This is a genomic window from Flavobacterium melibiosi (genome assembly GCF_048158545.1).
In the GTDB taxonomy this organism is placed as follows: Bacteria; Bacteroidota; Bacteroidia; order Flavobacteriales; family Flavobacteriaceae; genus Flavobacterium; species Flavobacterium melibiosi.
Genome location: NZ_JBLNKU010000001.1, coordinates 161955 through 175905, shown reverse-complemented (window position 1 = coordinate 175905; position 13951 = coordinate 161955). Strand labels below are relative to the sequence as shown.

Below are 13951 nucleotides of genomic sequence, written 5' to 3'. Positions count from 1 at the left end.
ATATTTAATTCTAATTTACTCCCCTTTAGGGGCTAGGAGGCTTAAAATCCTAAATAAGTAGCAATTTCTGCTCTCAAAATTACAATTCCGGTAATTATAATATTAATGATCGACAATGGAATTAATATTCTCCAACCCAAATGCATCAATTGATCGTATCTGAATCTTGGAATAGTCCAACGAACCCACATATACAAAAAGATGAATCCACATAATTTTATAAACAAAGCACCGAATCCTAAAACATTGGCAATATTTACACCCCAATTTTCAACAACCCAACTCATTCCAGGATAATTATATCCTCCAAAGAATAAAACCGCTAAAATCGTAGAAGAAATAAACATATTCGCATATTCAGCAAATAAATAGAATCCCATTTTCATCGATGAATATTCGGTGTGGTATCCTCCAATTAATTCACTTTCGCATTCCGCTAAGTCAAAAGGAGTTCTGTTCGTTTCTGCAAAAGCACAAATTAAGAATATAATAAAAGATAACGGTTGATAAAACACATTCCAATTCATTCCAGCTTGTTGCGCCGAAATCTCTCTTAAACTCAACGTTCCGGTCATCATCAACAAAGCAATCATCGAAAGTCCCATCGCAACTTCATAAGATACCATTTGCGAAGCAGCACGAACCGCACCCATCAAAGAGAACTTATTATTAGATGCCCAACCACCAATCATGATTCCGTAAACACCTACTGAAACAACTCCAAAAAAGTATAACAATCCAATGTTCAAATCAGTAGCCTGCAATAAAATATCTCTTCCAAACAAATGCAGTTTGTCTCCCCAAGGAATTACGGCACTGGTCATTAAAGCGGTACTCATTGCAATTGCCGGACCTACAAAAAACAAAAATCTGTTCGGTGTATTAGGCTCAAATTCTTCTTTCGAGAATAATTTTAAACCATCGGCAAGCGGTTGAAATAATCCAAAAGGACCCGCTCTGTTTGGTCCAACACGATCTTGAAGCCAAGCGGCAACTTTTCGTTCAGCCCAAGTCGAATACATTGCCATCAACATTGTCAAAGCAAAAACTGCAATAATAATGACACTTTTTTCTATGATAATAGTACTATCCATTATTGCCCAAGCTTTTTTGATTAATAATGTCTTCTTCGGTCAATGGAATTTCGACCATGCTTATTTTCTTACGGTCTTCTTCTCTACCTAAAAGGATATGATCTTCGGTAGCAATCTCCACTTTTTGTAATTTTCTGTTGTATTTATTTTGGTTGATAACCGAATCTTTTTCGAATGCTCTCGGTCCTTCAATAGTCCAATCTGCAATATCTTTGTGGTCAAAACGACATCCATTACAAATAAATTCGTCTACTTCATGGTACTCGTCTTTTCTTCCGGTAACACGTTGGATTTCGTCACCAAACATCCAAACTGTAGTTTTTCCAGAGCAAGTAGGGCAATTTCTGTGTGCGTTATAAGGCTTGCTGAACCAAACTCTAGATTTAAATCTGAACGTTTTGTCTGTTAAAGCTCCTACCGGACAAACATCAATCATATTCCCAGAGAACTCATTATCAACCGCTTTTGAGATACAAGTCGATATATTAGAATGATCTCCTCTATCCATTACTCCATGTACACGATCGTCAGTCAATTGGTCTGCAACCATTACACAACGGTAACAAAGAATACAACGGTTCATGTGCAATTGAATATTTAGACCAATGTTTTCTGGCTCAAATGTTCTTTTTTCTTCGATAAAACGACTTTCTGATTTTCCGTGCTCAAAGCTTAAATTTTGCAAATCACATTCTCCTGCTTGGTCACAAACTGGACAATCTAATGGGTGATTGATCAATAAAAACTCTGTTACTGATTTTCTGGCTTCGGTTACTCTTGGTGAAGATTTACTGTTCACTTCCATTCCGTCCATACAACCTGTTACACAAGATGCCATTAATTTAGGCATTGGCCTTGGATCAGCTTCACTTCCTTTTGCAACTTCCACTAAACAACAACGGCATTTTCCACCGCTACCTTTTAGTTTAGAATAATAGCACATTGCCGGCGGAACTACTTCTCCACCTATCATACGTGCTGCCTGCAGGATTGTTGTTCCTGGTTCTACTTCTATGCTTTGACCGTCTATGGTTACTTTCATTTTCTGAAATTCTTGACTTTATACGATTACTTTAGAAACTAAATGCTTTACTTTTTCAAAAGGTTCAGCAACAAAATGATCTCTATTTTTTATTTTTTCCGGGAAACGAATATGGTATTCAAATTCTTCTCTAAAGTGACGAATTGCTGCTGCGACTGGCCAAGCTGCTGCGTCACCTAAAGGACAAATTGTATTTCCTTCAATTTTACTCTGAATACTCAAAAGCAAATCGATATCTTCTTCACGACCGTGACCATTTTCGATTCGGTGCAATACTTTTTCCATCCATCCTGTTCCTTCACGACAAGGGGAACATTGCCCACAACTTTCATGGTGGTAAAAACGAGAGAAATTCCAAGTATTACGAACAATACAAGACGTATCATTGTAAACAATAAATCCACCTGACCCTAACATAGATCCAGTTGCAAATCCACCGTCACTTAACGATTCGTATGACATCAAACGATCTTCACCGTTTGCCGTTTTATAAATTAAATGGGCTGGTAAAACGGGAACAGAACTTCCTCCCGGTACAAATGCTTTCAAAGGTCTATCAGAACTCATTCCACCTAAATATTCATCAGAATTCATGAATTCGTAAACACTTAAACCCAATTCAATTTCGTAAACACCTGGGTTTTTGATATGCCCAGAAGCCGAAATTAATTTGGTTCCTGTAGAACGTCCAATACCAATTTTAGCATATTCTGCGCCTGTATTATTGATAATCCAAGGCACAGCGGCAATAGTTTCTACGTTATTTACAACCGTTGGATTTGCCCAAAGTCCTGAAATAGCAGGAAAGGGTGGCTTGATGCGAGGATTTCCTCTTTTCCCTTCCAAGGATTCAATCAATGCAGTTTCTTCACCACAAATGTAAGCTCCGGCACCACAATGAACATAAAGTTCTAAATCGTATCCTGAACCTAATATATTTTTACCCAAAAATCCAGCAGCTTTTGCTTCGTTAATGGCTCTCTCTAATATTTTATAAACCCACATATATTCTCCACGAATGTAGATGTATGAAAGGTTTGCACCCAATGCATAACTGGAAGTAATCATTCCTTCAATCAATAAATGAGGAATAAATTCCATCAAATAACGGTCTTTGAAAGTTCCTGGTTCTGATTCATCCGCATTACAAACTAAATGTCTTGGTTTTCCTGATTTTTTATCAATAAAGCTCCATTTCATTCCTGCCGGGAATCCAGCTCCACCACGACCACGCAATCCTGAAGTTTTCACTTCCTCAACCACTTCATCCGGTGTTAATGTTTTTAGGGCTTTTTCTACTGAAGCATAACCCCCGTTTTGACGGTATACTTCATACGTTTTAATTCCTGGAATATTTATTTTATCTAATAATATTTTTTGTGACATATTATTTATCGTGTAATATTATTGTATCGTTTTTGCAATCTTCAATTAACTGGTCGATTTTTGCTGCCGTCAAGTGTTCTTTGTAAAAATCGCCTAATTGCATCATTGGAGCGTAACCACAAGCACCTAAACATTCAACTCCTCTAACTTCAAAAAGACCGTCTGGAGTAGGTTCACCCACTTTTACACCTAATTTTTCACAGGTATAATCCATTAAATCCTCCACCCCATTCAAACAACAAGGAGAAGTTTGACAAAACTCGAACATGTATTTTCCAATTGGTCTTTGGTTGTACATCGTATAAAACGACACTACTTCGTAAACTTCAATTGGTTTAATCAAAAGGATTTCGGCTACTTTATTCATTAATTCAATACTCAACCAATTCTCGTGAGCATCTTGAACTTCATGCAAAACAGGCAATAACGCCGATTTTCTTTTGTCTTCAGGATAATGACTAATCAATTCATTGATGCGGGACATCAATGCTTCGGTCATATTTATTTCTTGTTTGTGATACGTTCTTTCCATTTTTATTTTTTTTGCCACGAAGGCGCAAAGTCACAAAGTTTTATTTTAAAATCTAAAATCGTTAATCAATACTCTTTATGCGTCTAATTCTCCGGCAATAACATTTAAACTTGACAAAATAACAATTGCATCCGACAGTAATGAACCTTTGATCATTTCTGGATACGCTTGATAGTAAATAAAACAAGGTCTGCGGAAATGCAATCTATAAGGCGTTCGACTTCCGTCAGTAACCAAATAAAAACCTAGCTCTCCGTTTCCACCTTCAACAGGATGGTATATTTCGGCAACTGGAACAGGAACTTCTCCCATAACAATTTTGAAATGGTAAATCAACGATTCCATACTCGTGTAAACATCTTCTTTTGGAGGAAGGTAATAATCCGGAACATCAGCATGAAAGTCATTCCCTTCGGGCATTTTTGCCAATGCTTGACGAATGATGCTCAAACTTTCCCAAACTTCGGCATTACGAACACAAAAACGATCGTAAGTATCCCCAGATTTTCCAACAGGAATAATAAAATCAAAATCTTCGTAAGAAGAATACGGTTGCGCTACACGAACATCATAATCAACACCTGCGGCACGTAAATTTGGACCAGTAAATCCGTAAGCCATTGCTTGTTCAGCTGTTATAGCTCCAACGTTTACAGTTCTGTCAATAAAGATTCTATTTCTTTCGAATAAGTTTTCAAATTCTTTCCAAGCTGCTGGAAATTCCGCTAAAAACACATCTAATTTTCTAAAAGCTTCTGGCGACCAATCTCTTTCGAACCCACCGATTCTTCCCATATTAGTAGTTAAACGGGCACCACAAATTTCTTCGTAGATTTCGTATACTTTTTCTCTAAATTGGAACACATATAAAAATCCGGTATAGGCTCCGGTATCCACCCCAAGGATTGAATTACAGATAATATGATCTGTGATTCTTGCTAATTCCATTACAATAACTCTTAAATATTGTGCTCTTTTAGGAACTTCAATATCCAACAATTTTTCTAATGTCATCCACCAACCCATATTGTTTATAGGAGATGAACAGTAGTTCATTCTATCAGTAAGAGGGGTGATTTGGTAAAAAGGACGGTTTTCAGCTATTTTTTCGAAAGCTCTGTGAATGTAACCAATGGTTGGTTCCGCTTCCAGAATTCTTTCTCCATCCATCAACAGGATATTTTGAAAAATACCGTGTGTAGCTGGGTGAGTAGGTCCTAAATTAAGAATCGAAAGCTCGCTTCCATCTTCGTTTAGTTGGGCTGCAATTCTTTTAGCATAGCGATGCTCTGGTGGTAATAATAGTTCTGACATTTAGTTAATGTGAAAAATTATAATAGTGTGTGTTTTTAATAATTGTCGGTTGTTCTTCCAAAGAAACGGTCATCTTTATCAGTTCTTCCGCTATCTTCCATTGGGAATTCTTTTCGCATTGGAAAAGAAATCATTTCATCCATATTCAAAATACGTTTCAATTGTGGATGACCAATGAAGTTTATCCCATAAAAATCATACGTTTCTCTTTCCATCCAGTTAGAACTTAAGAAAATGTTTGATATCGTTTTTATTTCTGGGTTTTCACCGTTGATAAATGCCTTAATTTTAATCCTTTTGTTTTCGTACCAATTGTGCAAATGATACACCACTGCAAATTGATGATCCACATCATTGTCAGGATAGTGAATCCCACACAAATCAGTTAAAAAATGAAAACGTAATGTCGGGTCATTTTTCAAAAAAAGAATCACCGCCGTAATTTTATCAGCAGCGACTTCAAATGAAAATATATCCTTTTCCTGCTTGAATTCAAAAACAGCCGAATCAAATGTTTCAACTAATTTTTCTTGGATTTGTATTGTTTCTAGCGCCATTATTTTATTTGATATTATAAGAAGCCAATAATTCTTGGTATTCTGGAGAACTTCTTCTTCTTACAGATTCATTTCTTACTAATTCCTGCAATTTCATAACACCATCAACAATTTGCTCTGGTCTTGGTGGACAACCCGGAACATAAACATCAACCGGAATTACTTTATCAATTCCTTGCAAAACAGAATAGGTATCAAAAATTCCACCTGAACATGCACAAGCACCAACAGCAATAACCCAACGAGGTTCCGACATTTGTTCGTAAACCTGACGTAAAATTGGCGCCATTTTTTTCGAAATAGTCCCCATTACCATCAACATATCCGCTTGACGAGGAGAAAAACTCACTCTTTCAGAACCAAATCGTGCCAAATCATAATGCGAAGCCATTGTTGCCATAAATTCAATCCCGCAACAAGACGTTGCAAAAGGCAAAGGCCACAATGAATTTGCACGAGCCAATCCCACAACATCATTCAGTTTTGTAGCAAAGAAACCTTCACCAACAACACCTTCTGGAGGGGCAACCATATTTATACTTGAATCACTCATCTTTATAAAATTGTGAATTATCAATTATGAATTATGAGTTCATAATTTAAACTTTAAAAACATTCTTTTAAATACTTTAATTGAAATTTTTACAATTCGTAATTTCTAATTAATTTTTATTCCCACTCTAATGCTTTCTTTTTGATGATGTAGAAAAACCCCACCAAAAGCAAAAGCATAAAAATTACCATTTTAACCATTCCTTCCATTCCCAATTCCTTGAAGTTGATCGCCCATGGATACAAGAAAATTACCTCAACGTCAAACAAAACAAACAAGATGGCAACAAGAAAATATTTTACTGAAAATGGTATTCTCGCATTTCCTACGGATTCTATCCCACATTCGAAGTTTTTATCTTTGATTTCAGAAGATCTTTTAGGGCCTAATTTCCCAGAAACTAATATAGTTCCTACAACAAATCCTACAGCTAGGATAAACTGCATTAAAATTGGTATATAATTTAATTGATCGGATTGCATATTATCGATTTTTTTGAATAAAAATAAGCCACAAAGATAACTTTCAAATTATTAAATAACAATAAAAACTCAAAAATACATCGCAACTACAACGTTGTAAATCTACAATTTTTATTAATTATAAATAAGAAAAAAAATTATCTTAAGATGTGTTTAACGTTTAAGAATATAACAATCTTAAACAAAGGTGTGTTAATTTCAAAAATAAGAAAGATTTAAGACCAAAAAAAAACGTTCCGAATAAATCGGAACGTTTTACCATTCGTAGGCAAAAAAAATTAATTTTTTTATGCTTAGATCACCGCTACTTTCGCAGCAACTTTTCCTTTTCTTCCTTCTTCTTCTTCATAGCTAACTCTGTCACCTTCGCGTAATTCTTCCGCGTTGATTCCTGATGCATGAACAAAAATGTCTTTTCCTGTTTCTTCGTCTGTAATGAATCCGTAACCTTTAGATTCATTGAAAAATTTAACTGTACCTGTACGCATTGTAATAGTAATAATAATTTATAATGGAGCAAATGTAATATTTAATATAATACGAAATGCTATCTTCTGTTTTTATTTTGTAAAAATATTGATATTCAACGTTTTCTAACAAATTTTATCGACAAACTACATTTAGTCAATTTTTATGTGTAGCTCTTTTAACTGCGATTCGTCAATTGTAGATGGCGCATCAATCATAACATCTCTTCCAGAATTATTTTTTGGGAAAGCAATGAAGTCACGAATCGTTTCCTGACCCCCAAGAATTGCCACTAATCTATCCAATCCAAAAGCCAGACCTCCGTGTGGTGGCGCACCAAACTGGAATGCATCCATCAAGAATCCGAACTGCGCCTTAGCTTCTTCTTCAGTAAAACCTAAATATTTAAACATCAATTGTTGTGTCGCTTTATCGTGAATACGAATTGAACCTCCACCAATTTCATTTCCATTCAAAACCATATCATACGCATTAGCACGAACTTTCCCTGGATTAGTTTCCAATAAGTGCATGTCCTCTGGTTTTGGAGATGTAAACGGATGATGCATCGCATGGTAACGACCACTATCCTCATCAAATTCCAATAATGGAAAATCAACAACCCAAAGCGGAGCAAATTCAGTCGGGATTCTCAATCCTAAACGAGTTGCTAATTCCATACGCAAAGCACTTAACTGCCCACGAGTTTTATCAGCTGGACCAGAAAGCACAAAAATCATATCGCCCGGCTGAGCACCGGTGGTTTTTGCCCAATTGCTCAAATCATTTTGATCATAGAATTTATCTACGGATGATTTATAGGTTCCGTCTTCATTGCATTTCACATACACCATTCCCGATGCTCCAACCTGAGGACGTTTAACCCAGTCAATCAAAGCGTCAATTTCTTTACGAGTATAATTTCCTACTCCGGGAGCAGCAATACCTACTACTAATTCCGCAGCATTAAAAACTGGGAATTCTTTGCTTTTTGCCACTTCGTTTAACTCTCCAAATTCCATCCCAAAACGAATGTCCGGTTTGTCATTTCCGTATGTTTTCATCGCATGTTCATAGGTCATTCTAGGGAATTTCTCTACTTCGATGCCTTTTATTTCTTTCAATAAATGTCTTGTCAATCCTTCGAAAACATTCAAAATATCTTCTTGTTCCACAAAAGCCATTTCGCAATCGATTTGTGTGAATTCTGGCTGTCTGTCTGCACGTAAATCTTCATCACGGAAACATTTCACGATTTGGAAATATTTATCCATTCCACCCACCATCAACAATTGCTTAAAAGTTTGAGGTGATTGTGGTAAAGCGTAAAATTGCCCTTCATTCATTCGGGAAGGAACAACAAAATCTCTAGCTCCTTCTGGAGTAGATTTAATCAAATAAGGTGTTTCTACTTCGCAAAAATCCAAATCCGAAAGATACTTGCGCACTTCCATGGCTACTTTATGACGAAAAAGCAAGCTGTTTTTCACAGGATTTCTTCGAATGTCAAGGTAACGGTATTTCATTCTGATATCTTCTCCACCATCTGTTTCATCTTCAATTGTGAAAGGAGGTGTAAGCGAAGCATTAAGAATATTCAGTTCAGTAACTAAAATTTCTATCTCGCCTGTAGGAATATTTTTATTTTTGGCTTCACGCTCAATAACAGTACCTTTTACCTGAATTACAAATTCACGACCAAGCGTTTTCGCTAATTCGAAAACTGTTTTATCAGAACGACCTTCGTCAAAAATTAATTGCGTAATTCCATAACGATCACGTAAATCAACCCAATTCATAAATCCTTTATCACGTGATTTCTGAACCCAACCAGCAAGTGTAACTTCAGTATTAATATGTGAGGCGTTCAATTCGCCACAATTATGACTTCTATACATGATCCAAATTTTAGATTATTTAGCCCTTTGGGCCCGGGTGCAAATTTAGGACTAATTATGAATAATGAATTGAGAATAGTAAATTTTTACACTATTGTTTTTTATCGCAATTTATTTCCCAATGTTAAGCTTTTGTCCAATGTTACTAAATTGTTACCAAAAAGTTTTTTTAATGTAAAGTATTTGTTAATTTTGATGAAGAAATACGAAACATTAATAACTCAAGATATGAAAAAGTGTATTATTTTAGTTGCAATATTGTTCTCAGGGATAATTTTTGCACAAAAAGGGGAACCAGTATTGGAGCCTTTTGGTAAAAAGGTTAAAGCAACTTATTTTTTTGAAAACGGTCAAGTGCAGCAAGAAGGTTTTTTCGAAAATGGAAAATTAGAAGGAGTTTGGGTTTCTTTTGACGAAAAAGGAAACAAAACTTCATCTGGTGAATACCAAAATGGTCGTAAAACCGGAAAATGGTTTTTTTGGTCTGAAAAAAGCGACAATGGCTTTAGTAATTTAAGTGAAGTTGATTATTCCAACAACAGAATAGCTTCAGTTAAAAACTGGAAACAAGAAGTAGTAGTTAGTATAGACTAAAGACTATTCTTTACTTTATAAAAAAAGCTTTCGCCTAAAACGAAAGCTTTTTTAGCTTTTTTCTCTTTTCACAAAAATATTATTCATTACTATATTGACTGGAAACAAAATTTAAAAAGGTTTTAAACCAGCACTATATTTTTTTAAATTTACAGTGTAATAAAACGCTCCTTTTTTGTGAATTGAGCATATCTTTATCTTCCAACTTCTCCAACAATTTTGTAGACAACAACTTCCTATTGAAATTTCCTTGATTAAATTCCATATTATAAACAGCCTCATAAAGGCTCTGTAATTGTGGCATGGTAAACTTATCCGGCAACAATTCAAACAATCCATGGATGTCGCGCCACCTGTAACACAATTTTTACTTGGCTAGTTCGGCAATAGCCGAATGGTCAAAAATTAATTCGGGTAATTGATTGATAGAAAACCAAGCGGGATGATAATCTTCATTGATTTGTTGATTGTATTTTTGAATATCAATCAAAGTAAAGAATGTAACAGAAATGATTCGCTCCACACCACCTCTTTTGGGGTCTGAAAAACAATCCAGCTGCTCCATATAAAGCCATCCAAACCGGTAAGTCCTTTAAGTACCGAACCGCCGCTTCTTCGGCACTTTCATCATCTTCTAAAAACCTCCTACTAAACTCCATTTCCCTTTAAATGGCTCAAAACTTCGCTTTATGACCAACAATTTCAAATCCTGTCCATCATATCCGAATATGATACAATCAACCGCAAATGAAAAATTATTATTTTTTTTAAATTCCACTCCATACCAATTAAACTTTACATATACCTCTTTAAAATCAAAAGCCCTTTAGTTAAACATTTCAATTAATTAATCACTAACTGAAAAAGCTTAACTAAACGGCATTGATCTGATTACAATAGTAATCAAAAAAACTAGGTTTTTTTTAAAATAATATTACCAAAACTTAGCGTACAAAGCAAAAATAATCAATAATGTGATTACGATTAATACTGTTGTTTGAGGTTTTACCTTGAACATTTCAGTATCTAACTCAAAGGCTTTTGGATTCACTTTTGGTCCAGCAAAACTCACTGCAATCATAATAAGCATGGTGAACATAAATGACAATCCCATACAGATGTGAAATGGTATTTCATATCCGCCTTTTCCATTGGTGTAAGCGGTGTATAATAATGTTTCCGTTCCAAATAATGCTGGTGCAAATTCGTTAAACAAAACCGACAATAAGAAACCGGAAATCACCCCTATTATTGCAGCAGTACCTGTAGTTCTTTTCCAGAACATCCCAAGGAAAAACATAGCAAAAACTCCAGGACTAATAAACCCTGTATATTTTTGGATATAGGTAAATCCACCTACACCACCAATTCCTAATATATCATTCCAAGTAAATAAAACAGCAAGAAGCATGGCTGCAAAAACAGCATATCTTCCTATGTTCACCTGACTTCTGTCACTCGCATCTTTTTGAATGTATTTTTTATGCACATCTAATGTATAAATAGTAGAAATACTATTCACTTTTCCAGCCAAAGAAGCAACAATTGCAGCAGTTAAAGCCGCTACAGACAACCCTTTTAAACCAGTTGGCAAGAACGTTAACACCGCAGAATAAGCACCATCTTTACCACCTACCAATTGAGGTAAATGTCCATTTTCATATAAAACATAAGCAGCAATACCTGGCAACATAACAATAAGCGGCATTAATAATTTCAAAATACCTGCAAACAAAATACCGGTACGCGCCGTTTGTAAATCGGCACCCAAAGCTCTCTGCGTAATGTATTGGTTACAACCCCAATAATTAAGATTAATAATCCAGATACCCGCCAAATAGGACATCATTCCTGGAAACGTTAAGTATTTATTAATATCATTTTGAGAAGAAGTTGCCGTTGGTTCCGGGATAATCATTTTGAAATGCTCCGGAGCTTCTCTCATTAATACCTTGAAACCTGCAATAGCATTTTCGCCAACTCCAAAATATTGTCCAACTGTAGTCAAAGCAATGTAAGACGTAACCAGTCCACCGATTATTAAAACAGCAACCTGAATTACATCCGTATAAGCAACCACTTTCATACCCCCTAAAGAGATCACTAAAGCAAAAACGGCAAGCCCGATCATAATAGCGTGTAAATATTCACCGCCAGCTAATCCATTAATGGCAACAGCACCTAAATATAAAATAGAAGTCAGGTTTACAAATACATATAAGAACAACCAGAAAACGGCCATAATTAAAGCAGTTGATTCGTTATACCTTGTTTTTAAAAACTGAGGCATCGTGTAAATCTTGTTTTTTAAATAAACAGGAATAAACCAAACGGCTACAATAATCAAAGCAATAGCAGCAATCCACTCATAAGCGGCAACTGCAATTCCTAAAAAGAATCCTTCCCCACTCATTCCAATAAACTGTTCAGCGGAAATATTAGAAGCAATCAAAGAGGCTCCAATAGCCCACCATGTCAATGTTCCCTCAGCAAGGAAATAAGCTTTGGCATCATGTTCGTTTTTCTCACGTTTGCGATAAACGGTATATCCGTAAGTGGATACCACGATAAAATAGATAATAAATACTGCGTAATCAGCAAAAGCAAGGTTCTGGTTCATGAGTAATTTGTTTTTTAGAAATTAATATAAATGAATGAGATTATTGTCTTGTATTATATATTGTTTTTATAAGTGTAATTATACTGCTTTTTTTAAATAAATCACACTTAACTTAGCTTAAAATCATTTAATTCCATTAAAGAATGGATTATAAAATATGATATGTATTTTAATTTTATTGTTTTTTTATGAATTATGAAAGTCAAAAGTAAAATAAAAATATTTATTTACATCATTTATAAATGTATTTTTTACATTTATTATTATCATATAAGTTAAGTCTTATAAAAATAACCTTTAACCTACCTATTTTACAACCCAATTTTATAAGCATTTCATAACAAAAATTGATTTAAAAAATTTTAACGACTGTTTCTGACCTTCTGCTCCCATTTCCATGCACTGGCAATAGCTTCTTCGAGTGTTGATTGAGTTTTCCAATCAAGAATGGTATTCGCTTTATCCGTATTGGCATAAGCCGAAGTCACATCTCCTTCTCTTCTAGGAACAATCGTGTAAGGTAATTTTTGTCCGCTTACTTTTTCGAAAGCTTGAATCACTTCCAAAACAGAACTTCCTGTCCCGGTTCCCAGATTAAAAGTTTCTAATTTATCTGAATTCTTTTTGTTTACTAATCGTTGTAAAGCAATAACATGGGCTTTCGCCAAATCGACTACATGTATATAATCGCGAACACAGGTTCCGTCAACAGTAGGGTAATCATTCCCATAAACCGATAATACTGCACGTAATCCCATTCCGGTTTGGGTAATAAAAGGAACCAAATTTTGTGGTACTCCCATAGGCAATTCTCCAATTTCAGCTGATGGATGCGAACCAATAGGATTAAAATAACGCAACAAAATAGCGTTTATACTACTTACTTTTGTAACATCAGCAATGATTTCTTCGCCAATTTGTTTGGTATTCCCATAAGGTGACATTGCCGTTTGAACAGGTGTAGTTTCGGCAATTGGCATCACTTCGGCTTGACCATAAACAGTGCAAGAAGAACTGAAAATAAAATGAGCATCTGGTTTTTGTTGTAATTCCTGAAGCAAATAAACCAATGTATTAATGTTATTTTCATAATATAATAATGGATTCCCCACACTCTCTCCAACTGCCTTAGAAGCTGCAAAATGAATTACACCAGAAACATCAGAATGTCTTTTGAAAAAATCCTGTACCGAAGCTTTCTCTCTCAAATCCAGCTTTTCAAAAACAGGCGTTTTTCCTGTTATAGCAGCTATTCCTTTTAAAACTTCTTCAGAAGAATTAGAAAGATTATCAATAATTACAACCTCAAAACCTTCATTTTGTAATTCAACTACCGTGTGCGAACCTATAAAACCTAGACCGCCCGTAACTAGTATTTTCATATTTTATAATTTTTACAATGTGCTTAATG

The 13951-nt window shown here is 35.2% G+C and carries 15 protein-coding genes; 1 reads left to right on the top strand and 14 read right to left on the bottom strand.

All coding sequences use genetic code 11. The annotated features are described in order from the left end of the window. Positions 1–41: 41 nt before the first annotated feature. The 10 genes from nuoH to aspS all read right to left on the bottom strand — a co-directional run bounded on the left by nuoH (position 42) and on the right by aspS (position 9326). Positions 42–1094, bottom strand: a complete 1053-nt coding sequence (gene nuoH / locus ACM55F_RS00720) for an NADH-quinone oxidoreductase subunit NuoH (protein ID WP_416851756.1) — start codon at positions 1092–1094, stop codon at positions 42–44. Next, positions 1087–2136, bottom strand: a complete 1050-nt coding sequence (locus ACM55F_RS00715; RefSeq protein WP_416851754.1) for an NADH-quinone oxidoreductase subunit G — start codon at positions 2134–2136, stop codon at positions 1087–1089. Before ACM55F_RS00715 ends, nuoH begins: the two co-directional genes overlap by 8 nt. 18 nt (positions 2137–2154) lie before the next feature. Beyond that, positions 2155–3522 (bottom strand): NADH-quinone oxidoreductase subunit NuoF, encoded by a 1368-nt coding sequence (nuoF, locus tag ACM55F_RS00710; RefSeq protein WP_113636420.1) that lies wholly within the window; start codon positions 3520–3522, stop codon positions 2155–2157. Position 3523: 1 nt separating this feature from the next. Continuing rightward, positions 3524–4054 carry a complex I 24 kDa subunit family protein gene (locus tag ACM55F_RS00705; protein ID WP_196852689.1) on the bottom strand — a complete coding sequence of 177 codons (531 nt, stop codon included), beginning with the start codon at positions 4052–4054 and terminating at the stop codon, positions 3524–3526. Positions 4055–4129: 75 nt separating this feature from the next. After that, a complete protein-coding gene (locus tag ACM55F_RS00700; protein WP_291248377.1) occupies positions 4130–5368 on the bottom strand; it encodes an NADH-quinone oxidoreductase subunit D in 1239 nt (412 codons plus the stop codon). Positions 5369–5403: 35 nt separating this feature from the next. Further along, a complete protein-coding gene (locus tag ACM55F_RS00695; protein WP_416851753.1) occupies positions 5404–5925 on the bottom strand; it encodes an NADH-quinone oxidoreductase subunit C in 522 nt (173 codons plus the stop codon). Positions 5926–5929: 4 nt separating this feature from the next. Next, positions 5930–6478 (bottom strand): NADH-quinone oxidoreductase subunit B, encoded by a 549-nt coding sequence (locus ACM55F_RS00690; protein WP_416851752.1) that lies wholly within the window; start codon positions 6476–6478, stop codon positions 5930–5932. Between the two features lie 116 nt (positions 6479–6594). Beyond that, complete coding sequence (locus tag ACM55F_RS00685; RefSeq protein ID WP_143387186.1) at positions 6595–6960, bottom strand: NADH-quinone oxidoreductase subunit A; 366 nt, start codon at positions 6958–6960, stop codon at positions 6595–6597. Positions 6961–7253: 293 nt separating this feature from the next. Next, positions 7254–7448, bottom strand: a complete 195-nt coding sequence (locus ACM55F_RS00680) for a cold-shock protein (protein WP_007137066.1) — start codon at positions 7446–7448, stop codon at positions 7254–7256. A gap of 132 nt (positions 7449–7580) precedes the next feature. Then, positions 7581–9326, bottom strand: coding sequence for an aspartate--tRNA ligase (aspS, locus tag ACM55F_RS00675; RefSeq protein WP_416851751.1), 1746 nt, complete (start codon positions 9324–9326; stop codon positions 7581–7583). A gap of 228 nt (positions 9327–9554) precedes the next feature. Between aspS and ACM55F_RS00670 the strand changes: the two genes are divergently transcribed. Further along, positions 9555–9920, top strand: coding sequence for a toxin-antitoxin system YwqK family antitoxin (locus tag ACM55F_RS00670; RefSeq protein WP_416851750.1), 366 nt, complete (start codon positions 9555–9557; stop codon positions 9918–9920). A 133-nt stretch (positions 9921–10053) separates the two neighbouring features. On the opposite strand, the gene ACM55F_RS00665 is transcribed toward ACM55F_RS00670, so the two are convergent. From ACM55F_RS00665 to galE, 4 genes are all read right to left on the bottom strand, one after another. Then, on the bottom strand, positions 10054–10224 hold the full coding sequence (locus ACM55F_RS00665; RefSeq protein ID WP_416851749.1) for an NrtR DNA-binding winged helix domain-containing protein: 171 nt from the start codon (positions 10222–10224) through the stop codon (positions 10054–10056). A 63-nt stretch (positions 10225–10287) separates the two neighbouring features. Then, positions 10288–10485, bottom strand: a complete 198-nt coding sequence (locus tag ACM55F_RS00660) for a hypothetical protein (protein WP_416851748.1) — start codon at positions 10483–10485, stop codon at positions 10288–10290. Between the two features lie 369 nt (positions 10486–10854). After that, positions 10855–12540, bottom strand: a complete 1686-nt coding sequence (locus ACM55F_RS00655) for a sodium/sugar symporter (RefSeq protein ID WP_282713497.1) — start codon at positions 12538–12540, stop codon at positions 10855–10857. Between the two features lie 362 nt (positions 12541–12902). Continuing rightward, positions 12903–13922, bottom strand: coding sequence for a UDP-glucose 4-epimerase GalE (galE, locus tag ACM55F_RS00650; protein ID WP_416851747.1), 1020 nt, complete (start codon positions 13920–13922; stop codon positions 12903–12905). Positions 13923–13951 lie beyond the last annotated feature (29 nt).